Here is a 20,633-nt window from a genome sequence, read left to right as displayed (position 1 = left end):
CGATGGGACGTTCTGCACGGTCATGGGATGAGTCCGACGTCCGGATCCGGCCAAACAAGAAGGGGTCCCGTCCGCGCACGAAGGACCGGCCGAGCCACGACGATGCCGTGCTCGGCCGTATCATCACCGTGGACCGCGGGCGCTACACCGCCGTCGTCGCCGAGGACACAACCGAAGAACGCACCGTCGTGGCGGCCCGCGCCCGCGAACTGCGGCGCACCCCCGTGGTGCCGGGCGACTTCGTGGCACTCGTGGGCGACGTCTCCGGCGCCCCGGACACCCTTGCCCGGCTGGTGCGTGTCGAGGAACGCAAGACGGTGCTGCGGCGCAGTGCCGATGACTCAGATCCCGTGGAACGTGTGGTGGTGGCCAACGCCGACCAGTTGGTGATCGTTGTGGCGGCCGCCAACCCGGAACCACGCACCGGATTCATCGACCGCGCCCTGGTGGCAGCCTACGACGCCGGCATCGAGCCGCTGCTGCTGGTCACCAAAGCGGACGTCAAGGATCCTGCGGAACTGCTGGCGAACTACCTCAGCCTCGATTTCCCGGTGATCATCAGCCGCACCGCCGACGCCGAGGCCTCGGGAATCGATGCCAGGAGCGACGACGGGCTCTCCGCCAGGCTCGACGGCGCCGCCGTCGAGCGGCTGCGTGAGTACCTTGACGGCAAGGTCACGGTGCTGCTGGGGCACTCCGGCGTCGGGAAATCCACCATGGTGAACGCCCTCACCGGCGCCGAACGCGCCACCGGCGGCGTCAACGCGGTCACCGGACGCGGACGCCACACCTCCTCCTCCGCCCTCGCACTCAGACTCGACGAAGCGCCCGCCGGGAGCTGGATCATCGACACCCCCGGCATCCGCTCATTCGGCCTCGCGCTCGTGGATCCGGACCGGATCATGCACGCGTTCCCGGACCTCGAACCGGGCACCGAATCCTGCGAGCGTGGCTGCAAGCACGATGCCAACGCCGTCCGCTGCGGCCTCGACGACTGGGTCACTTCCGGGTCCGCCGGGGAAGCGGGCCCGGCCCGCCTTGCCTCGCTGCGCCGTCTCCTCGGCGCCGATCCGCGCCAGGAAGCCAAGGAAACCAAGGAACTGGGGACGGTCATCTGACGGCGCAGCCCCTGCGGTCCCCTGGCAGGCCGGCTTTTGCCGGTAGTTTGGAACCATGACCCAAGTCGACCCGAATTACAACGACGACCTCCGCCTTGCCCACGTGCTGGCAGACTCCGTCGATGCCCTGACCATGGAGCGATTCAAGGCCCTGGACCTGCAGGTCGAGTCCAAGCCCGACCTGACCCCCGTGACCGACGCCGACCGCGCCGCCGAAGAAGCCATCCGCGGCCAACTGTCCCGCTCACGTCCCCGGGACGCCGTGCTGGGCGAGGAATTCGGCAGCACCGGGCACGGTGCCCGGCGCTGGATCATCGATCCGATCGACGGTACCAAGAACTTCGTCCGCGGTGTTCCCGTCTGGGCCACCCTCATTGCCCTCGTCGATGGCGACGAGGTAGTGGTAGGCGTCGTCAGCGCCCCCGCACTCGGCCGGCGCTGGTGGGCCGTGAAGGGCGGAGGCGCCTACACCGGCCGCTCCCTGGCCTCGGCCACGCGGCTCAAGGTCAGCAACGTCTCACAGCTGTCCGACGCCTCGCTGTCCTACTCGGAAATCACGGAATGGAAGAAGCAGGGCTCGCTGGATTCCTTCCTGGAACTGGAAGACGCCGTCTGGCGCAGCCGGGCGTACGGCGATTTCTGGTCCTACTGCCTCGTGGCCGAAGGCGCCGTGGACGTCGCCGCCGAACCCGAGCTGGAGCTCTACGACATGGCGGCGCTGGTGCCGATCGTGACCGAAGCCGGCGGCCGGTTTACCTCCCTCGACGGCAAGGACGGCCCGTTCGGCGGGAACGCCGTGGCCAGCAATTCCATCCTGCACTCGGAGGTCCTGAAGAAGCTCAACCCGTCCATCGACGACTTGCTCTGATCCGGCACCTCCGGACTTCGGCGAAGATTCATCGGCAGGTGTCCCCAACGCGGGACACCTGCCGATTTTTGTTCGGCAAACCGGCCCAAATCCGCTCTCCGTAACAATCTGCTTAACAAAACCCGCCGGCTTTGGCACCTCGCGTACGGTGTCCTAGTCTCAAAGACAGGTCACGAGTGCCAGCGTGAAACCCCGGTTTGCTGGCCGGCAACCCTCCATCGCGGCGGGGTGCCCCGGGTGACGACCCGGCCGGTCCGGAACGGATGCGGCAAGCGCGGATCCCCTGCATGCAGGGTTCCCTTGAATGAGGACTCCCATGAGCACTGCCACTTTCACTTCGCCCGAACTCCGCCACGACTCCCTGTCGCCCGCTGCCCGCCCGCTGGCCGCCGTCACCGGCGCCGAACTGCAGGCACCGCTCATCCAGGGCGGCCACGTACGCTACGCGAACCTGGACTACGGCGCATCCGCCCCGGCCCTCACTGTGGTGTCCGCCTACCTGAACGAGGTCCTGCCGTTCTACGCAAGCGTCCACCGCGGCGCCGGCTACGCCTCGCAGATCAGCACCTCCGTCTACGAAAACGCCCGCAACATCGTGCGCGAATTCGTCGGCGGCCGTGCGGACGACAGCGTGATCTTCACCCGCAACACCACCGATTCACTGAACCTGCTTGCCGGGTGCCTGCCCGTCGTGGACGGAAAGCACAGCGGAGAGGTCGTGTATCTGGACATCGAGCACCACGCCAACCTGCTCCCCTGGCAGCACCTGCCGCACCGCAGCATTGTCGCGGCATCCACCCTGGCGGAAACGCTCGCCAACGTCCGCGAGGCCCTCGCCCACGGCGGAGTCAGCCTCCTTGCCGTCACCGGCGCTTCCAACGTCACCGGTGAGATCCTTCCGGTCAAGGAACTTGCAGCCATCGCCCACGAGAACGGCGCACGCATCGTCGTCGACGCAGCCCAGCTCGCCCCGCACCGCCGCGTCGACATTGCGGCCGCGGGCATCGACTATCTGGTCTTCTCCGGGCACAAGCTCTACGCGCCGTTCGGCGCCGGCGTCCTGGTAGGGCGCCCCGACTGGCTCGACGCCGGTACCCCGCACCTCGCCGGCGGCGGCGCCGTCCGCGAGGCCCGCCTCGACTCCGTCACCTGGGCCACCGGACCGGCCCGCCATGAAGGCGGCTCCCCGAATGTGCTCGGTGCCGCCACCCTGGCCAGGGCCACCCAGGTCATCGCCGAACTGGACCAGGACGAGTGGCACGCCCACGAGTCCGCAATCCGGACCCACCTGGTTGAAGGCCTGAAGGAAATCGAGGGCGTCACCGTCCACCAGATCTTCAGCGACACCGACCCCGCCGACACCATCGGCGTGGTGAACTTCTCCCTCGAAGGCTACGACGCCGGCCTGGTCGCCGCGTACCTCTCCGCCGAACATGGCATCGGCCTGCGCGACGGACGCTTCTGCGCCCACCCCTTGCTCAAGCGGCTCGGCCTCCCCTCCGGCTCCTTGCGCGCCAGCTTCGGCCTGGGATCCCGTCTGGAGGACGCCACCCGCCTGATCGCCGGAATCAAGGCGCTCAAGGCCGAGGGCCTGGGCTGGGACTACGTCGTCGACTCCGGCCGCTGGGTTCCCGCCAACGACCACCGCAGCTACCCGCACTGGGCGCCGAACACTCCTGGCACCGCGGGCGCTGCCCCGTGCAGCACCAACTGAATGCGGTAGATTTCTTAGGGTACTTCTGGACCCTATGAGGAGTGGACGCGTGGCTTTGCGATCCGGTGGACACGGCGGCGGACCCAGCTTCCGGGCACCCGGGATCCATGGCCCCAAGCTGGACCGCGACCGACGGCGCGAGCTCGGGTCGAGCTTCCAGGACGGCGGCGAGCACTACCATCGGGTCCGGCCCGGCTACCCTGCCGATTCCGCGGACTGGCTGGTGCCTGAGGGTGCCCGGACCGCCGCGGACATCGGCGCCGGAACCGGAAAATTCACCGCCCTGCTGCTCGAACGCGGCCTGGAAACTGCCGCCGTCGACCCTTCCGAGGACATGCTCGCGCAGCTCCGGAAGGACTACCCGGCAGCTGCGGCGCTCCTTGGCACGGCAGAGGCAACCGGGCTGGCGGACTCAGCATTCGACGTCGTCAGCGTTGCCCAGGCCTGGCATTGGTGCGATCCCTTCCTGGCAAGCACGGAGCTGGCGCGGATCCTGCGCCCCGGCGGAGTGCTCGGCCTGGTGTGGAACCAGCTGGACACCTCGGTCCCGTGGGTCCACCGTCTCACGCGCATCATGCATGCCGGCGACGTCCATAAAGCGGACTTCCGGCCTGTGGTCGGCCCGGAATTCGCGGGCTTGGAGAGCCACCTGAGCCCTTGGGAGGATCCGATGCTCCCCGAAGACATCATGGAGCTCACCAAGTCCCGCAGCTACTACCTGCGGGCGAACGAGGCCACCCGCGCGAAGGTCATGGCCAACCTCCACTGGTATCTGCACGAGCACCTGGGCCACGGACCTGCCGACGTCATCCGCCTGCCCTATGTGACGCAGAGCTGGCGCGCGCACAAGGCCTGAGAAATCCCAGGCAGGCCGTTCACGGTAGGCTAGGACCGTGAAGACCGGTACGCCCTCATCCTCCATCGAGGACTACGTCAAGGTCATCTACTCGTTCACCGAGTGGCAGGACAAACCCATCACCTCCTCGCAGCTCGCCCAGCGCCTGGGCGTGGCGAACTCCTCGGTCTCGGAGATGGTCCGCAAGCTCAAGGACCAGGGCCTGGTGGACCACCAACCCTACGGTGCCGTCACCCTGACCCCGGAAGGCATGCAGCTTGCGCTGGCAATGGTGCGGCGGCACCGGCTGATCGAGACCTACCTGGTGATGGAGTTCGGCTACAGCTGGGACGAGGTCCATGACGAAGCCGAGCTCCTCGAGCATGCCGTGTCCGACACCTTCATCGAACGCATGGCCTTGAAGCTGGGCAATCCGGCACGCGATCCGCACGGCGACCCGATTCCCGCCGCTGATGGCACCGTCAGCCTGCCGCACGCCCACCGTATGGCCGAGCTGGATGTGGGCCACTCCGGCCGGATCACCCGGATCAGCGACGAAAACCCCGAACTGCTGCGCTACCTGGCCGCGGAGGAAATCGACCTGGACGCCAGCGTGGAGGTCATGGGCCGCAAACCCTTCGGCGGCGCCCTGGTGGTGAAGATCGGCAGCGGTCCGGGCAGCCGCGAGTACGATCTGGCCGATGAGGTGGCTTCGGCCCTCTGGGTCGCCTCGGAGAAGGCGCACGAAGGCTGCACCCTACCCGGCGCCTGACTCCTCTTGGCTCTCCCCGGCCTGGGGCACCGTTTCCAATTCCGGGTTGCGGATCCCGACGGCGGACGCCGCCGCCCCGATCATGAGCAGCACCGCAGTGACCACCGCGCCCTGGTGCAGGCCCGCCGTCGTCAGGACCGGGCCGGTGATGATCCCCGCGAAGGCGATGCAGATCAGGCCCGCGATGCGGGCCACCGCGTTGTTGATCGCCGAACCGATACCCGCCTGCTCGGGCGGAACAGCGCCCAGGATGGCTGCGGTCAGCGGGGCGACGGTCACCGCCAGGCCGACGCCGAACACGATCTGCCCCGGAAGCACCTCGGTCCAGTAGTTGAGGGGCTGCTGCACCGTAAGGAGCAGCAGGAAGCCGGTGCCGCACAGCACGGGGCCGAAAGTCATGAACCAGCGGGGCCCGTATTTGCCGGCAAGCCCGCCGAAGTAGCTGGAAGCCAGCATGAGGATCACGGTGGAGGGAAGCAGGGCGATGCCGGCCGTCGTCGCGGTCATCCCGCCCACCTGCTGGAGGTAGATCCCCAGCAGGAAGAAGCCCAGGGAGAACGCCGCATAAATGGCAAGGGTGGCGATGTTTCCCCAGCCGAAATTCCTGATCGCGAAGAGCCGGAGCGGCAGCATGGGGGCCGGCGTGCGGGCTTCGTGCGCCAGGAACAGGGCAAGGGCCACCACGCCGACGGCGAGCGGCAGCCACACGAAGGGGCTGCCCCAGCCGAGGCGGCCCTGTTCGATGAAGGCGTACACGGGGCCCCCGAGTCCGATGATGGCCAGCAGCGCGCCGAGGTAGTCGATGCGCCCGGCTGCCGGGTCCCTGCTGTCGTCAGCGCGCAGCTTCAGGACCAGGGGCCAGACCACGGCCAATGGAATCACGTTGGCGAAGAAGAAGAAACGCCACGACAGATAGTCAACCGAGAGCCCGCCGATCAGCGGGGCCACGATGGCCGCGGCGCTGGTCCAGCCGGACCACTGGCCGATGGCCCGTGACTGCGATGGGCCGCTGAAGAAGTTCACGATCAGCGCCAGCGAACTCGGAACCACGAGGGCGCCAGCCACGCCCTGCAGTGCCCGGGCGACAACAAGGACCTCCCCGGACCAGGCCAAGCCGCACAGCACCGACGTCACCGCGAAACCGCCCAGCCCCCATTCGAGCACCCGCACCCTGCCGAAATGGTCCGACAACGAACCGGCCACAAGGATCAGGCCGCCGAGGGTGAGCAGGTACGCATCCACCACCCACTGCTGGATGACGAGCCCGCCGCCAAGTTCCCGGCCGATCGCGGGCAGCGCAAGGTTGACCACGAAAGTGTCCAGGAAGGCGATGAACGAAGCCACGATGGCCACCGCGAGAACACGCCTCTGCAGCGGCGTCGCCGGAGGGAGCACAGCCGTGTCATTCATGTGCAAAGCCTACGCTGGGGCACGGACCTTGTATCCAGCCAAAAGGGGCGTAGTTTACAGAGTGGGGGGCCGCAGGTCTCCCGAGGTGGTCTCTCCGGTTTCCGGCATAGGAGCGAGTCATGCCTGACAAATCACCACACCAGCACGAGATAAAGAAGAGCGGCAAGTCCATCAAGCAGAAGCGCGCCATCAAGCGCGCAAAGCACGATTCCGGGACCGATACCGACCCTGTGGCACATCTCAAGCGGAAGTAGGGGTGTCCGGGGCACGTGCCCCGGACACCTCCGTTTCGACCCCGGTCCGCCTCAGCCTTGGCGCTCCGTCGCTTCGTCGAGTTCCACCGGCACGGCAACCATGTCGAGCACCTTGCCGTCGCGCAGCACGGACATCCGGAACGGTTCCCCGAGTGCCTGAGCGAAGAGCAGCTTCTGCAGGCTTTCCGCGCTCGTGAGCGCCCTGTCCTGGGCACTGAGCACCAGGTCGCCCGGCTGCAGTCCCGCACGTTCAGCCGGCGATCCCGCGATCACCTCCACGATCCTGAGCCCCTCCTTGTAGCCCGTCCGAACCACGGCGGCTACGTCCAGCGGTACAGGCGTGGTGACCAGCCCCAGGTAGGCCCGGACCACCCTGCCGTCCCGCAGCAGGGCTGCGATGATCCTCCGGGTGGTGCCGTTGATCGGCACCGCCAGCCCAAGCCCCGCCCCGGCAACGGCGGTATTGATGCCCACCACCCTGCCCCTGGTGTCGGCCAGCGCTCCTCCTGAGTTGCCTGGGTTCAGCGACGCGTCGGTCTGGATAACGTCTTCGATCAAGCGCGTGTGGCGGCCCGAGCGGACCGGGATGGCCCGGCCGAGGCCACTGACGACACCGGCCGTCACCGAGCCGGACAGCCCCAGCGGATTCCCGACGGCGACCACCAACTGGCCCACTTTCAGCGTTTCCGCGTTGCCCAGGACTGCCGGAGGCGGCGCCTGGCGGGCGCGCAGCACCGCGAGGTCGGACAACGGGTCGGCCCCGACGAGTTCCACCTCGCTGTGCCTTCCGTCCGCGAACAACACACGGCCGCTGCTCAGCCCGGCCACCACATGCGCGTTCGTGAGCAGGTAGCCGTCCTCGGTGAATACCACTGCCGATCCGGCGCCGCGCCTGATGAATCCGTTACGCCGCGCGCTGCTCATCTCAAGCGCCGCGACGTGGGCCGTGACACTTTCGGCCACGCCCGTAACGATCAGCGAGTACGCATCCAGCACGTCGCCGTCGTCCGTTCTTTCGCTGTCCATCATTGCCTCCTTGCAGGTCTACCTGCTTCAACGTGCGCAGAGGCAGCACTAGTCCGCGTTCCGCTACGCCGTGGGTGAACTGCTTGCCGGGCGAACTCCGGGGCTGGGAGGGCACGAAAAAAGGCCCCTGTTTCCAGGGGCCTTAGTTCGTGGAGATGGGGGGAATTGAACCCCCGTCCGATGTCGTGTTGTCAGGGCTTCTCCGGGCGCAGTTTGCGTCGGATTTTCTCGGCCCCAGCCATGCTGCAAACAGCTGGCTGATCCGGGCCCAGTCATCTAAAAGTCCCGTTCACCCCAATGACGAAGGTAAACAGCAGTGGCTATCTGAATGACGCCAGGAACCGGGGCGATAGCAACCCCGGGCTGACGGACTGTCTTACTGCTTAGGCAGCAAGAGCGAAGTCAGTGCGCTTAGATTCGGCACTTATTGGTTTGCAGACAGCGTTAACGAGATAATTCTGCATCCTCGGCCCGCTTCACCTGTCGCGACTAACATCGTCGAAACCGATCATCCCCGTATTTTGTTACCAAGCCGTCCGGCGCAGCGGCACCGCCGTTCCGTCCGGACTATTCATCATAACGCACCGCAGCGGGAAAACATTCCGCCCCGGTACGGCGCGGCCTAGCGCCGGTTCCGTTCGCGCATTTCACGCAGCGCCTCGCGGTTGTCCTGCTTCTCCCGGAGGGTCTGCCGCTTGTCGTAGTCCTTCTTGCCCCGGGCAAGAGCGATTTCAACCTTGGCACGGCCGTCCAGGAAGTAGAGCTGCAAGGGCACCACGGTGAAGCCGGATTCCCGGATCTTGCCGGCGATCTTGTCCAGCTCTTCCCGGTGGAGGAGCAGTTTGCGACGGCGGCGGGCGGCGTGGTTGGTCCAGCTCCCCTGGTTGTACTCGGGGATGTGGATTCCTTCCATCCACAACTCGTCGTTGTAGAAGGTGCAGAAGCCGTCGACCATCGACGCATGGCCCTCGCGAAGCGACTTCACTTCGGTTCCCATGAGGGCGATGCCGGCCTCAAAGCTGTCCAGGATGTGGTAGTTGTGCCGGGCCTTGCGATTGGTGGCCACTACCTTACGGCCACTTTCCTTGGGCACGGTAGAACTCCTTGGTCTGTTGAGATTCCCACCAGTCTACGCCAGCGGCGGGCCCGGAACGCGGCACCCGCCTCGGCGGTTGGGCTGGCGCAGCAACGAAGCTAGAGCAGCGTCATCGGGTCGACGGCGGCCGAGTCGAGCCATGTCTCGAAGTGCACGTGGCATCCGGTGGAGTTGCCTGTGGTCCCCGAGTAGGCGATCAGCTGGCCGCGGCTGACCTGTTGGCCTTCGGAAACGACCACGCTGGTGTTGTGGTAGTAGACCGTGGTCAGCGAGTGGCCGCCGATGACGCCGTGCGAGATCTTGACCCGGTTGCCGCCACCATCGTTGCCCCAGCCTGCCGAAAACACCGTTCCCGCGGCGGCTGCGTAGACCGGGGTGCCGCAGCTGGCCCCGAAGTCGATGCCGGTGTGCATGTAGCCGCCCTGACCGTAGAAGTCGATCGTCCCGGGAGGCGTCGACCGCCAGCCGAAGCCCGAGGTGATCGGCACGCTGGCCGGCACGGGGTGGATCAGGCCGAAGGCCGAACTCGGGGCAATCACCGGCGGGATATATGGCTGTACCGGCTGGTTCTGCGCACGCGCTGCCGCTGCAGCTGCCTCCGCGATCCGGCGCTGTTCAGCTTCCCAAGCCTCACGAAGCTTGCGGTCGCGTTCGGCGATCTCCGCCGCCACCGTGGCCTGCTGTTCCTTCACCTGCGCGAGCTTGGCCTGGATGCCGGGCTTGGCCGCCTGCAGTTGGCTGTTGAGGCGCGTGGTGTCGGCAATCAGCTTGTCGACTTCGGCCTTCTTGGCGGCGGCTTCATCCCGGGCGGCCTTTTCGCGCGCCAAAGCGGCGTCCGCCTTCGCTTTCAGGTCCCGGATTTCTTCCTCGACGGCGGCGAGGCGCGCCTGCGAGTTAACGTTGGTGGCATTCTGCTGCGTCAGTTTGGTCATCGCCGCGTTCTGGCTGCGCATGGCCTGGTCGGCGAGGTCCATCGTTTCGGTGAGGCTGCCGCCGTCGTTCGATCCGAAAAGCAGCGCAACGTTGGTGGGCACGCCGCCGGACTTGTACGCCTGGGAGGCGATCTGGCCGATCAGCTTCTTCGTCTCGCTGATCTTCTGCTTGTCGTTTTCCAGCTGTTCGGTGATCTTGGCTTTGTTCTGCTGGGCCAGGTCCACACGCGCGGCCAGGGCTTCAACTTCCCGGACGGCGGAGGCCACGCGTCCCTGGGCCTCAAGCAAGGCCTGCTGTGCACCGGGCAGGCGGCCCTGGTAGATCACCAGGTCGCTGGCCGCCTTGGCAATCTTGGAGTCAACGAACTCCAAGGACTGCTCCACCCGTGCGGCTTCGGCTTCGAGGGCGGATTGCTTGTCCTCAAGATCGTCGGCGCGGGCGATCGGCGCCGCGGCGCCGAGGCCGGCGGCCAGCGTCACCGCCAACGCCGCGGCCACGATTTTCATCCGGCACGCCGCAAGCCGCAGCTGCACCGGCAGCGGGACCCTTCCCGACGCCGGCAGGCTGTTCTGCTCTTTGCTGCTGTTCATCATTACACCTTGAGGTATCGGCGGAGGGTCAGTAGGGAGGCGATCCCCGCCAGTCCGCCGCCCAGGGCGATCAAGACCGGCGCGACGACGAGCACTTGGGCTGAGGAAATGAACGGGGTATTCAGGAACTGCCGCGACAGGTCGCCGTTGAGCCAAAGAGTCACGAGCCACAGCGTACCGGAGGCCAGGAGCGCCCCGATCACCGCAGCGATCACACCTTCGAGGATGAACGGCAACTGGATGACCGTCTTGGAGGCGCCGACAAGGCGCATGATCCCGGTTTCCCGGCGCCGGCTGAACGCCGACAGCCTGATGGTGGTGGTGATGAGCAGCACCGCGCAGACGATCATGACGACGGCGATTCCCATGGCAACCACGGAGGCGCCGTTCATCCAGACGAAGATCCGTTCCAACACCTGGCGCTGGTCGCTGACGGTTTCAACGCCCGGCTGGGAGGAAAAGGTCTCGCTGATGATCTGGTATTTCTCGGGGTCCTTCATGTTGATCCGGAAGGAGGCCGGGAGCTGGTCCTGGGTCACCGAGTCCACAATCGGCGAGTTGGAGAACTGTTCCTTGAAATGCTGGAACGCCTCAGCCTGGGATTCGAACTGGAAGTCGCTGATGTACTGCTTGACGGCAGGTGATTCGAGCATCTTGCCCAGGTTTTCCCGCTGTTCGTCGGTGACCGCACCGGAAGCACAGCCGGCCGATGTCGAGGATTCGTTGCAGAGGAAGATCGCCACCTGGACCTTGTCGTACCAGTAGCCCTTCATCTGGTTGATCTGCATCTGCAGCATGCCGGCGGCGCCGACGAAGGTCAGGGACACGAAGGTCACCAGGATGACGGAGACCACCATCGACAGATTGCGGCGAAGGCCGCTGCCGATCTCACCGAGGATGAATGCGAGCCTCACTGCTGGGCTCCCGTCGCGCGGTCGAGCTCTTCGTCGCTGGCGTCCTTGAGGAGGCGGGACTCCCCTACCACCGGAATCATGGAGGTGTAGAGGGCCTTGGCCTCATCGCGGACCACCACCCCGTTCCGCAGTTCCACGACCCGCCTGCGCATTTCGTTCACGATGTCGTCATCGTGGGTGGCCATGACCACGGTGGTTCCGTTCTGGTTGATCTTGTCCAGGACACCCATGATCCCCATCGAGGTGATGGGGTCCAGGTTTCCGGTAGGTTCGTCGGCCAGGAGGATGCCCGGCCGGTTGACGACGGCGCGCGCAATCGCGACGCGCTGCTGCTCGCCTCCGGAAAGTTCGTGGGGCATGCGCTTTTCCTTGCCCTCCAGGCCGACCGTCTTGAGGACCTCCGGCACGGTTTCCCGGATGATGCTCCGGCTCTTGCCGATGACCTGCATGGCGAAGGCGACGTTGGCGAAGACGCTTTTCTGCGGCAGGAGGCGGAAGTCCTGGAAGACGACGCCAATGCCGCGCCGCAACCTGGGCACGCGCCAGCTTGAAATGTTCGCGACGTTCTGGCCGGCGACGTACACGGACCCCGAGGTGGCGCGGTCTTCCTTGAGGATCAGCCGCAGGAAGGTTGATTTTCCGGACCCCGAAGCGCCGACCAGAAAGGTGAACTCCCCGCGGTCGATCTCGAGGCTGACGTCATCCAGCGCCGGCCTCGCATTGGGGTCGTAAACCTTGGTGACGTTCTCAAATCGGATCATGACTCTTCGGCAACCCCGACGGACCCGCCGCATCGCGCGAAGCTCCAACCACCGGCGCAGGGGCTTTTCGTTTGGGGAAGAGGGGCGCCGGCCCTTCGACTATACGCACGGGATCCCGGTCAGGATGGGGCTTCCCGGGGCGTGTCGTCAATCCTGCGCAGATCCTGTGCAAACCCTGGGCCGGGCCTGCGCAGATGCTGCGCTGGCCCTGATTTGCGCGGATCCCGCACCGGGCCGGAGCTACGGCAGGTTCACCTTCGGGGCAGGCTCCGGTCAGTCCGCGGCGTTACGGTTTCCGGTTCGCCAGCGGATGCCGGCGTCGATGAAGTCGTCGATGTCGCCGTCGAGCACGGCCGAGGTGTTGCCGACTTCGTGCTCGGTCCGGAGGTCCTTGACCATCTGGTACGGGTTGAGCACATAGGAGCGCATCTGGTCACCCCAGGATGCCTTGACGTCGCCGGCGAGGGCCTTCTTCTCGGCGTCTTCCTGTTCCTTCTTCAGCAGGAGGAGGCGGGACTGCAGGACCCGCATGGCGGCGGCGCGGTTCTGCAGCTGCGACTTCTCGTTCTGCATGGACACCACGATTCCCGTGGGGATGTGGGTCAGGCGCACGGCGGAGTCCGTGGTGTTGACGGACTGGCCGCCGGGGCCCGAGGAGCGGAAAACGTCCACGCGGATTTCGTTGTCGGGGATCTCGATCGAGTCGGTCTGCTCGATGAGCGGGATGACTTCGACCGCGGCGAAGGAGGTCTGGCGGCGGCCCTGGTTGTCGAAGGGGCTGATCCGGACGAGGCGATGGGTTCCGGCCTCAACGCTCAGGGTGCCGAAGGCGTATGGGGCCTTGACTTCGAAAGTTGCCGACTTCAGGCCGGCTTCTTCGGCGTAGGAGGTGTCCATGACTGAGGTGGGGTAACCGTGGCGTTCGGCCCAGCGCAGGTACATGCGCAGCAGCATTTCCGCGAAGTCCGCGGCGTCCACACCGCCGGCGCCCGCGCGGATGGTGACCACGGCTTCGCGTTCGTCGTACTCGCCGGACAACAGGGTCACGACTTCGAGGTCGGCCAGTGCCTTCCGGATTGACTCGAGTTCCGTGGCGGCTTCTGCCAGGGAGTCCTGGTCGCCTTCGGCCTGGCCCAGTTCGACCAGGACCTCGAGGTCGTCGATGCGGCCGGCAAGCTTGTTCAGCCGCTCCAGCTCGGACTGACGGTGGGACAGCCTGGACGTGACCTGCTGCGCCGATGCGGGATCGTCCCAGAGGTCCGGCGCCCCGGCCTGCTCGCTCAGCTCGGCGATCTCAGCCTTGAGCTTTTCGACGTCGGATACCTGCTCGATGGAGGTGTACGTGGAGCGAAGGGCGCGGATTTCCGCGGAAAAATCAATCTCAGCCATGGTTGTTCAAGCCTACGCCATCCGAAGGGCCCGGTGTGGTGCCGGTGCCAGCGTGACGAACCGCGGAAGGTCCACGGGGAGGGGCCCCACGCGGCCGCCCGCGGAAGGCGAAGGGGCAGCTGGCGGCTACCGGGTGAGCCGGGAACGGGCAGTGGACCGGGCCTCGATCGGAATGCCCTCCGGAAACAGGAAGCTCACTATAGGCGGATGAGCGACCGCCGTGAGGGTGACGTCCGCGGACGAGGAATCCGGGCTGCCCGTGGCGCTGCCGACGACAAGCCCGTCGAAGCGTGCGTAAGCGTTGTTGCGGCTGAGGTAGGACGCCGTGACGTTGCGGACGCGTTCGCTGGTGAGCACCGCTGCGGGCCGGCTGGATCCTTCCGTCGTGCCGCCCAGGGTATAGCTGTCCGCCGCGGCCACCGACGCGCCGTCGGCCATCGAGAGGAGCTTCTTGTGCTCGAGGTACACGGCCGAGGCGCCGGTGACGACACTCGCCAGGAGCAGGGCAATCAGCGTGAAGCCGATGATCAGCACCATGGTCTGGCCCTGTTCGGAGTCGCCCCGGGCGGACAGTGCCCTGTACCTCACCGGAACCTCCCGACGATCTGGGAGGCCGTGGCATTCAGCCTGCCCGCGTCGAGCCGAAGCGAATCGCCGAACGGCACCATGGGCAGTGGGACCGTGAGGTTCACGGTGACAGTGACGGTCGCGCCCGCCGACATGCAGTCGGCACGGTCACAGGAAATGTCGAGCGTCGCGCGCTCTGCCGGATGCCCGTAATCCGCCAGGGTCAGCACGGCCGATTGTTCCGCCGCCGCACGGGCCGTGCCAGCGTCTCCCTGGGCCACAAACACCTTGGCGGCCTGGTCGGCGGCACCGACAACCGCGAAAGCCCCGCTCTGCAACTGGCCGACCGTGACAATGAAATACACGAGCGGCACCATCAGGAGCAGGGCCAGGAACGTGAACTCTACGACGGCGCTCCCCTCTTCGTTTCCGGCGCCTTCTGTCCCGGCGTTCCCTACCGGGCTGTCCCCCGGACGCGGACGGCAGAGGGACACCCGCAGCCGGATGCCGAACCGCCGCAGCAGATCAGCCGGGAAGCGCCGCATGGCCCTTCACCTCCAGCACAGAAACCGGCAGTCCGAAGAGGCCCACCACCGGAAGCGGCGCCTTGACGGTGACCTCAAGGGTGCGGATCCCCCGGACGTCTGCTTCCGACGTCGAGATGTCCTGCGCGTAGCCGGAGTTCAGGGCGGTGCCGATCAGCTCGGCTGTTCGCTGCCGGGCATCATCGGGCGTCCTGTCCGCGAGGGTGCCGTAGCGGGCGCCGGAGGACGCGGCATCGATGAGGGTGTTGCGCACGTGCAGCACGAGCGTCAGCTGGATGATGGCGAGGAACAGGAAGGTCAGCAGGGTTCCCACCAGCACGAAATCGACGACCGCGGTCCCGCGCTCGTCCGGGCAGGTGCGTGGGTGCTGTGCACCCGTCCTGGTGTCCGGCAGCATGGAGCTACTTGTTGACCTTGTCCATGGCGTTGTTGAACAGTTCGGCGAGAGCCGGGGTCGCCAACGCCAGCAGGCCCGCAACCAGGGCGGCGGACATCAGGGTGATCATCACCCAACCAGGAACGTCGCCGCGTTCGGAGGTGCCGCCATCGGAGGCCAGCCGCCGGGTGCAGCGGGACGCGAGTCCCTCCACCGACAGGGACAGGTGACCGAGGGTGGCCGCCGGGAGGTTCCGGAGCTGTTGCGTTGTCATGTTATTCCCCATTTCCTGATGCGGATCGTTGTGCAGGTTTGTCGTTCGAAGAACCGTGTGGCGTGGTCGCGGCGTGCATCGGTAGCCCATCCATCAAAAGCCCAGGTTCAGGGCTGCGATGCCCGGGTAGACGGCAAAGACCACCGTCAGTGGAAGGACCCCAAAGACCAAGGGCACCATCATGCCGATTTCTTTGCGGCCGGCCGACTCCATCAGCTCGCGCTTGGCGGTGTCGCGGACATCCGAGGCCTGGGCGCGGAGGACGCCGGCCAGCGGGGTGCCGCGTTCGACCGCGACAACCATGCCATCCACGAAGCGCACCAGCGCACCCAGCTCCGTGCGCGCCGAAAAGTCCTGCAGCGCCTCGATCAGGGGTTTGCCCGCCCGGGTGTCGGCCAAGACGAGGGCGAATTCCTTCGCCAGTTCCCCGTTGGCGGTCCGGCAGACCCGGCCCAACGCACCGATCGCGCTCTCGCCTGCCCCCACGGCCAGGGCCATGAGCTCGGCAAGGCTGGGGAATTCGGCGAGCATTCGCCGTTCCCGGCGCTTGATCTGGACGCCGAGCGCGTAGTCACGGAACAGGAACCCGCCCAGCGTCGCGCCGAGCACTGAAATGAGCGAGAGGGCAAGGTTGAAGCGGCCGGCCGTGGCGCTGAAGGCCGAGAGCAGAATGGCAAGGACGAACCCGATGGCTGCCCAGAGCAGTTGCTCGGCGCGGAAGTCCACGGCGGTTTTCGCCGAGCCGGCCTGCGCCAGCCGCTTGGTCAGGGCTGTTGTCCCGAAGTTGAACTTCGCGAGGTAGTGCAGGCCGTCATCGACCAGCGGGCGCAGGATCCTCTCCAGGGGACCGAAGGGCGTGATGTTGTGCCCGGAGGCCTGCAGGAGGGTGGATTCAAGGTTGTGGGACTTCAGCTGGGGCTCGATCCGCTCGGCGAACGGGGTGGCCCGCATCAACGGCATGCGGACGAGGATCAGCCACAGCCCGGCCCCGAGGAGCAGTCCGCAGAACAGGGCCATCGCGGCGGAGCTGTTCATCGGAGCACCCTTTCGTCCTCGGGCAGGGCACCGATCCTCAGCATGACCGAATAGCAGAAGGCCGAAATCAGCAGGCCGCCAGCCAACACGGCGATACCCACGGGCGTGTTGTAGGCGGCGATGGCCTCCGGCCGGCTCGCCAGCAGCATGAGAACTATCCAGGGGGCCGCGACGGCGAGCCTGGCGGCGTTGATGGTCCAGGACTGCCGGGCAGCAAGCTCGCTCCTCGTCCGGGCGCTTTCGCGGAGGAACTCGCCAAGGGTTCCCAGGAGGCGGCCGAGGTCGGAACCGCCGACATCGCGGGTCATGCGCAAGGCCTCGACGATCCTGTCTGCGACGGGGTCGGCCAGGCGGTCCTTCAGCCTGTTCAGCGCGTCGTCGAACTGGCCGCCTGCGCGGTAGTCGGCGCCGAAGTCCCGGAACAGACCCCGCAGTTCCTCCGGGCCCTTGTGTCCGAGCTGGATCAGCGCTTCCGGCAGCGGCAGTCCTGCGCGGATGGCCGAACGGAGGTGATCGACGACGTCGGGCCACAGGCCGCGGAGCATCGCCGTCCGCCGTCGGGCCTGCCAGCGTACGACGGCGAGCGGGAGCCAAAACCCGAACAGGCCGAAGCAGGCAGCGATCGGCAAGGAGCCTGTGACGATGAAGAAGACCAGGACCACGAACAGGCCTAGCCCAAGGCAGGAAGCAATGAGGCCGCCGGAGCTGACCTTCTCGATGCCCGCGGCAAGGAGAAGGGTTTCCAGCCTTTTCGGTCTCCTTTTCCGGGCGACGGCGGGAGGCTGCTCCCAGGCTGACCACCAGATGAGGAAGATTCCGAGTCCGCAGAGGATCCCGAGCAGGGGCCCCATCATCGCGCCCCCAGCAGGGCGGCGACGTCGAAGCCTGCACGCGCGAACTTTTCCGCGGACGGCATGGAGTTCACTTTCGGAGCGAGCTGGCCATCCTGCATCGTGAAGACCACGGACGATTCAATGATGCCGTTTTCCACCCGGCGGCCGAGGGAAAGGATCTCGGTGACCTGGCGGTGTCCGTTGGCGTTGCGGCGGCAGTGGACCACGAGGTCGATGCAGGACGCCACGGTCGGGACGACGAAGGCGCTTGAAATGTTCTCGCCCGCCAGCAGGGGCAGGGTGCAGATCTTCGTGACGGCATCGTGGGCCGAGTTGGCGTGGACGGTGCACATGCCCGGCAAGCCCGAGTTCAGCGCGATCAGCATGTCCAGGCTTTCGGCTTCCCGGACTTCACCCACGACGAGCCGGTCCGGGCGCATGCGCAGAGCTTCCTTCACCAGCCGGCGCAGGGGAATCTCGCCCTGTCCCTCAAGGTTCGGCTGGCGGCACTGCAGGGACACGACGTCGCGCAGCGGGAACTGCAGTTCGAAGATCTCCTCGACCGTGATGACGCGCTCGCGGGAACCGATATTGGCGGCCAGGCAATTCAGCAGGGTGGTCTTACCCGCCTGGGTGGCGCCGGAGACGAGGATGTTCAGGCCGCTGGCCACCGCGGCGCCAAGGAACCGTGCGGACTGCGGGGTCAAGGTTCCCAGCTCGACCAGGTGTTCGAGCCGGCTTGCCTTGACCACGAATTTGCGGATGTTCACGGCCCAGTGACGGCGCGTGATGTCCGGAATGACGACGTGCAGTCGGGAACCATCGGGAAGCGCCGCGTCGACAAACGGGGAGGACAGGTCCAAGCGGCGGCCGGAACTCTTAAGCATTCGCTCCACGAGGTCGCGGACCTGCTGCTCGCTGAGGGTGGTCGACGTGAGCTCCGATTCCCCATTGCGCGCTACATAGACTTCGTTGGGAGAGTTGATCCATATTTCTTCGATCGTGGGATCGTCCAGGTAGGGCTGCAGGGGCCCGAAGCCGGCAACGGCGTCGAATACCTGTTTCCGCGCGTTTTCGAGATGGCCGATCGGAGGTAGTGGGGCGATCAGTGCGCGTGCGTCGTAGTCGTTGACAGCGGCTTCGACCAGGCGATGCACTTCGACGTCCTGCTTGAGCGGATCGAGTCCACGCCGGCGGATCAGTTCCCGGACTTCGTCTTCGACGATGCGGACAGCATCCATCTTTCCCCCCAATGCGGCGCTCCCCCTGCAAAAGGGGTACAACAGTCAATGGGGTCAACGCTAGGGACTGTACCGCCTGGAACAAAGTCATACGGCCGGAAGCTGTGGATAACCGCCCAGGTGAGGTCACGTTGGACACTCCTGTACCACTGGCCACTCCAGACACGCAAATGTTATGGTGTCCCGGTTAGGAGCCGGCCTTTTTGGTGCGCTGCACGGAACCTGGCACCGTGCGCGCAGTCGACGCTACGAACAAAGGCTCCCGGTGGGGCGGCGTCGAGCTGGGACAAGGAATGAAAACAACAACCCCTGTGGCGAATTCCAAAGGTTCCATCACACGCGGCGGGACGGTGCTATCCCTCGTGCTGGGATTGGTGCTCTCCCTCGCAGGGCCGGCGCATGCCCAGACCACCCCTCCCCCCGAGCCCGCCCCTGCCACTGGCTCTGCGGCTCCGCTCGAACACGCCAAGGGTCCCGTGCCTCCCGCACAGGAGGATATCGTTCCCGCGCCCGCAGACGTTCCTTCCGTTCCGATGCCAGACATGCCCGCCAGCGATGGCAGTGCCGCGTCCAAGGACATGAAGGACGCCATGCGGGCCGCGATTCCGAAGGGCGGCGCAGAGATGGGCCAGCGTTCGCCCCGGGTGGTGGCAGACAAGAAGGCACCAGGCGGCACCGGCACCTTCGGCTCCCGGGCCGTCGGCGCTGCGCTGCCCATGGCCCCCGACCCGAACCACTGGCGTCCCGGATACGGCGTTGCAGGCCAGGACGTCAGCGCCCACCAGGGCAACGTGGATTGGGCGTCCCAGTGGAAGCAAGGCTCGCGTTTCGCCTACGTGAAGGCCAGCGAGGGCAACTACTACACCAACGAGAACTTCGCGCAACAGTACAACGGCTCCAGGAACGTCGGGATGCTCCGGGGTGCCTACCACTTCGCCATCCCGAACTGGTCTTCGGCCGCGGACCAGGCCCGCTATTTCGTTGCCAACGGCGGGGGGTGGAGCGCTGACGGATACACCCTGCCGCCGGTGCTCGACATCGAATACAACCCCTACGAAGGCCGCACGATCAACGGCTTCTACTTCGGAAATGTCTGCTACAACTTCTCGGCCGCCCAGATGGTCAAGTGGATCTCCGACTTCGGCAACACCGTGTGGTCCCTGACCGGCCGCTACCCGGTGATCTATTCGACCACCGACTGGTGGCAGCGGTGCACCGGCAATTCCGCGGCTTTCTCCAACTACCCCCTCTGGATTGCGGCATACCCTTCCTCGCCGAGCAATACGCCCGGGATGCTGCCGGCGAGTTGGGACACCTTCAGCTTCTGGCAGTACAGCAGCACCGGGCCCTTCCAGGGTGATTCGAACATCTGGAACGGGGCGATGTCCCAGCTGCAGCTCTTCGCCAGGACACGGGACGATTCCCGCGGAGCGATCAACGCCAAATGGCTCGCCACCGGCGGGGCCAACGGCCCCCTCGGTGCCGCAAAGTCCACCGCGGACATCTGCGGGCTGGTCAACGGTGGATGCTACCGGGCCTACGCCAACGGAAACATCTACTGGAATCCGGCTACCGGCGCCTATCCGGTCACCGGCACCTTCTGGACCGCCTGGGGCGAAGCCGGTTGGCAGTCCGGCATCGGCTATCCCACGAGCGATGTCACCTGCCCCTACGGCAGTGCAAGCAGCACCACCTGTTACCAGACGTTCCAGAGCGGGAACATCTACCGCACGCCCAATGTCGGGACGTTCGCGGTGAAGAACGCGTATATGGCCGCCTGGAAAGCATCTACCGCACGCCCAATGTCGGGACGTTCGCGGTGAAGAACGCGTATATGGCCGCCTGGAAAGAGGGCAACTGGCAGGACGGCCTGGGATATCCGAGCGGCAACGTCACGTGCGGGCTCTACGGCGGCGGCTGCTACCAGCCCTTCACCAAAGGCAACATCTACTGGAGCTCAACCACCGGAGCCCATCCCGTCACGGGCGCCTACTGGAATGCATGGCAGGAAGTAGGCTTCCAACCCGCCATCGGCTACCCCACCGGCCCCGTCACCTGCGGGCTCTACGGCGGCGGCTGCTA

At 66.2% G+C, this 20,633-nt stretch carries 22 protein-coding genes, 1 other RNA gene and 1 riboswitch; of the genes, 8 read left to right on the top strand and 15 right to left on the bottom strand.

Translation table 11 applies throughout. From position 1 onward, the window contains the following. The first annotated feature begins 2 nt into the window (after positions 1–2). From rsgA to DWV11_RS01940, 5 genes are all read left to right on the top strand, one after another. On the top strand, positions 3–1,118 hold the full coding sequence (gene rsgA / locus DWV11_RS01960; RefSeq protein WP_115787222.1) for a ribosome small subunit-dependent GTPase A: 1,116 nt from the start codon (positions 3–5) through the stop codon (positions 1,116–1,118). A gap of 55 nt (positions 1,119–1,173) precedes the next feature. Next, on the top strand, positions 1,174–1,986 hold the full coding sequence (gene hisN / locus DWV11_RS01955; protein WP_115787221.1) for a histidinol-phosphatase: 813 nt from the start codon (positions 1,174–1,176) through the stop codon (positions 1,984–1,986). Between the two features lie 168 nt (positions 1,987–2,154). Then, positions 2,155–2,267: riboswitch (SAM riboswitch) on the top strand. 35 nt (positions 2,268–2,302) lie between these two features. After that, positions 2,303–3,700 (top strand): aminotransferase class V-fold PLP-dependent enzyme, encoded by a 1,398-nt coding sequence (locus DWV11_RS01950; protein WP_245953392.1) that lies wholly within the window; start codon positions 2,303–2,305, stop codon positions 3,698–3,700. A gap of 34 nt (positions 3,701–3,734) precedes the next feature. Beyond that, a complete protein-coding gene (locus DWV11_RS01945; protein WP_115787219.1) occupies positions 3,735–4,556 on the top strand; it encodes a class I SAM-dependent methyltransferase in 822 nt (273 codons plus the stop codon). A gap of 37 nt (positions 4,557–4,593) precedes the next feature. Then, positions 4,594–5,307 (top strand): metal-dependent transcriptional regulator, encoded by a 714-nt coding sequence (locus tag DWV11_RS01940; protein ID WP_115787218.1) that lies wholly within the window; start codon positions 4,594–4,596, stop codon positions 5,305–5,307. Here DWV11_RS01940 and DWV11_RS01935 read toward each other — a convergent pair. Next, positions 5,293–6,717: an MFS transporter gene (locus DWV11_RS01935; protein ID WP_210725642.1), complete on the bottom strand. Its 1,425-nt coding sequence runs from the start codon at positions 6,715–6,717 to the stop codon at positions 5,293–5,295. The two genes, DWV11_RS01940 and DWV11_RS01935, sit on opposite strands and share 15 nt — an antisense overlap. A 119-nt stretch (positions 6,718–6,836) precedes the next feature. Between DWV11_RS01935 and DWV11_RS20465 the strand changes: the two genes are divergently transcribed. After that, positions 6,837–6,971, top strand: coding sequence for a hypothetical protein (locus DWV11_RS20465; RefSeq protein WP_281269592.1), 135 nt, complete (start codon positions 6,837–6,839; stop codon positions 6,969–6,971). Positions 6,972–7,022: 51 nt separating this feature from the next. Here the strand turns inward: DWV11_RS20465 and DWV11_RS01930 are convergent, their stop codons facing one another. From DWV11_RS01930 to DWV11_RS01865, 14 genes are all read right to left on the bottom strand, one after another. Further along, a complete protein-coding gene (locus tag DWV11_RS01930; protein WP_245953391.1) occupies positions 7,023–7,997 on the bottom strand; it encodes a S1C family serine protease in 975 nt (324 codons plus the stop codon). A 147-nt stretch (positions 7,998–8,144) separates the two neighbouring features. Next, positions 8,145–8,513, bottom strand: a transfer-messenger RNA (tmRNA) gene (ssrA, locus tag DWV11_RS01925). 106 nt (positions 8,514–8,619) lie between these two features. Next, positions 8,620–9,090 carry an SsrA-binding protein SmpB gene (gene smpB, locus DWV11_RS01920; protein WP_115787215.1) on the bottom strand — a complete coding sequence of 157 codons (471 nt, stop codon included), beginning with the start codon at positions 9,088–9,090 and terminating at the stop codon, positions 8,620–8,622. Positions 9,091–9,191: 101 nt separating this feature from the next. Continuing rightward, positions 9,192–10,532: a M23 family metallopeptidase gene (locus DWV11_RS01915; protein WP_245953396.1), complete on the bottom strand. Its 1,341-nt coding sequence runs from the start codon at positions 10,530–10,532 to the stop codon at positions 9,192–9,194. An 86-nt stretch (positions 10,533–10,618) separates the two neighbouring features. Continuing rightward, a complete protein-coding gene (gene ftsX, locus DWV11_RS01910) occupies positions 10,619–11,530 on the bottom strand; it encodes a permease-like cell division protein FtsX (protein WP_115787213.1) in 912 nt (303 codons plus the stop codon). Next, on the bottom strand, positions 11,527–12,291 hold the full coding sequence (ftsE, locus tag DWV11_RS01905; RefSeq protein ID WP_115787212.1) for a cell division ATP-binding protein FtsE: 765 nt from the start codon (positions 12,289–12,291) through the stop codon (positions 11,527–11,529). The genes ftsX and ftsE overlap by 4 nt, the downstream gene beginning before the upstream one ends. 273 nt (positions 12,292–12,564) lie before the next feature. Then, positions 12,565–13,680 (bottom strand): peptide chain release factor 2, encoded by a 1,116-nt coding sequence (gene prfB, locus DWV11_RS01900; RefSeq protein WP_115787211.1) that lies wholly within the window; start codon positions 13,678–13,680, stop codon positions 12,565–12,567. 126 nt (positions 13,681–13,806) lie between these two features. Continuing rightward, entirely contained in the window at positions 13,807–14,268 is a 462-nt protein-coding gene (locus tag DWV11_RS01895; protein WP_342767695.1) for a pilus assembly protein TadG-related protein, read from the bottom strand. Further along, positions 14,265–14,792: a hypothetical protein gene (locus DWV11_RS01890; protein WP_115787210.1), complete on the bottom strand. Its 528-nt coding sequence runs from the start codon at positions 14,790–14,792 to the stop codon at positions 14,265–14,267. The genes DWV11_RS01895 and DWV11_RS01890 overlap by 4 nt, the downstream gene beginning before the upstream one ends. Next, entirely contained in the window at positions 14,773–15,189 is a 417-nt protein-coding gene (locus DWV11_RS01885) for a TadE/TadG family type IV pilus assembly protein (protein WP_115787209.1), read from the bottom strand. Before DWV11_RS01885 ends, DWV11_RS01890 begins: the two co-directional genes overlap by 20 nt. 4 nt (positions 15,190–15,193) lie before the next feature. Next, the gene (locus DWV11_RS01880; RefSeq protein WP_245953390.1) at positions 15,194–15,442 is read right to left on the bottom strand and encodes a hypothetical protein; all 249 of its coding nucleotides are present in this window, start codon (positions 15,440–15,442) and stop codon (positions 15,194–15,196) included. A 93-nt stretch (positions 15,443–15,535) separates the two neighbouring features. Next, a complete protein-coding gene (locus DWV11_RS01875) occupies positions 15,536–16,477 on the bottom strand; it encodes a type II secretion system F family protein (RefSeq protein ID WP_115787208.1) in 942 nt (313 codons plus the stop codon). After that, positions 16,474–17,328 (bottom strand): type II secretion system F family protein, encoded by an 855-nt coding sequence (locus tag DWV11_RS01870; protein WP_115787207.1) that lies wholly within the window; start codon positions 17,326–17,328, stop codon positions 16,474–16,476. The genes DWV11_RS01875 and DWV11_RS01870 overlap by 4 nt, the downstream gene beginning before the upstream one ends. Then, the gene (locus DWV11_RS01865; RefSeq protein ID WP_115787206.1) at positions 17,328–18,551 is read right to left on the bottom strand and encodes a TadA family conjugal transfer-associated ATPase; all 1,224 of its coding nucleotides are present in this window, start codon (positions 18,549–18,551) and stop codon (positions 17,328–17,330) included. Before DWV11_RS01865 ends, DWV11_RS01870 begins: the two co-directional genes overlap by 1 nt. Before the next feature lie 542 nt (positions 18,552–19,093). Between DWV11_RS01865 and DWV11_RS20535 the strand changes: the two genes are divergently transcribed. Together DWV11_RS20535 and DWV11_RS01855 are read left to right on the top strand one after the other, a co-directional pair. Continuing rightward, positions 19,094–20,374: a GH25 family lysozyme gene (locus tag DWV11_RS20535; RefSeq protein ID WP_342767693.1), complete on the top strand. Its 1,281-nt coding sequence runs from the start codon at positions 19,094–19,096 to the stop codon at positions 20,372–20,374. A gap of 11 nt (positions 20,375–20,385) precedes the next feature. After that, positions 20,386–20,633, top strand: a 248-nt coding sequence (locus tag DWV11_RS01855; RefSeq protein ID WP_425452036.1) for an LGFP repeat-containing protein, incomplete at its 3' end; no start/stop codon positions are given.

The sequence above is a fragment of the Arthrobacter silvisoli genome (assembly GCF_003369445.1).
GTDB lineage: Bacteria > Actinomycetota > Actinomycetes > Actinomycetales > Micrococcaceae > Arthrobacter > Arthrobacter silvisoli.
The sequence above is the reverse complement of the archived record's forward strand: the minus strand, read 5'-3'. Positions and strand labels throughout refer to the sequence as shown.

Coding starts and splice junctions, on each gene's coding strand:
- rsgA (WP_115787222.1), top strand. CDS start 3: ATGGGACGTTCTGCACGGTCATGGGATGAGTCCGACGTCCGGATCCGG.
- hisN (WP_115787221.1), top strand. CDS start 1,174: ATGACCCAAGTCGACCCGAATTACAACGACGACCTCCGCCTTGCCCAC.
- DWV11_RS01950 (WP_245953392.1), top strand. CDS start 2,303: ATGAGCACTGCCACTTTCACTTCGCCCGAACTCCGCCACGACTCCCTG.
- DWV11_RS01945 (WP_115787219.1), top strand. CDS start 3,735: ATGAGGAGTGGACGCGTGGCTTTGCGATCCGGTGGACACGGCGGCGGA.
- DWV11_RS01935 (WP_210725642.1), bottom strand. CDS start 6,717: ATGAATGACACGGCTGTGCTCCCTCCGGCGACGCCGCTGCAGAGGCGT.
- DWV11_RS20465 (WP_281269592.1), top strand. CDS start 6,837: ATGCCTGACAAATCACCACACCAGCACGAGATAAAGAAGAGCGGCAAG.
- DWV11_RS01930 (WP_245953391.1), bottom strand. CDS start 7,997: ATGGACAGCGAAAGAACGGACGACGGCGACGTGCTGGATGCGTACTCG.
- DWV11_RS01915 (WP_245953396.1), bottom strand. CDS start 10,532: ATGAAAATCGTGGCCGCGGCGTTGGCGGTGACGCTGGCCGCCGGCCTC.
- ftsE (WP_115787212.1), bottom strand. CDS start 12,291: ATGATCCGATTTGAGAACGTCACCAAGGTTTACGACCCCAATGCGAGG.
- prfB (WP_115787211.1), bottom strand. CDS start 13,680: ATGGCTGAGATTGATTTTTCCGCGGAAATCCGCGCCCTTCGCTCCACG.
- DWV11_RS01890 (WP_115787210.1), bottom strand. CDS start 14,792: ATGCGGCGCTTCCCGGCTGATCTGCTGCGGCGGTTCGGCATCCGGCTG.
- DWV11_RS01885 (WP_115787209.1), bottom strand. CDS start 15,189: ATGCTGCCGGACACCAGGACGGGTGCACAGCACCCACGCACCTGCCCG.
- DWV11_RS01880 (WP_245953390.1), bottom strand. CDS start 15,442: ATGACAACGCAACAGCTCCGGAACCTCCCGGCGGCCACCCTCGGTCAC.
- DWV11_RS01875 (WP_115787208.1), bottom strand. CDS start 16,477: ATGAACAGCTCCGCCGCGATGGCCCTGTTCTGCGGACTGCTCCTCGGG.
- DWV11_RS01870 (WP_115787207.1), bottom strand. CDS start 17,328: ATGGGGCCCCTGCTCGGGATCCTCTGCGGACTCGGAATCTTCCTCATC.
- DWV11_RS01865 (WP_115787206.1), bottom strand. CDS start 18,551: ATGGATGCTGTCCGCATCGTCGAAGACGAAGTCCGGGAACTGATCCGC.
- DWV11_RS20535 (WP_342767693.1), top strand. CDS start 19,094: ATGCCCGCCAGCGATGGCAGTGCCGCGTCCAAGGACATGAAGGACGCC.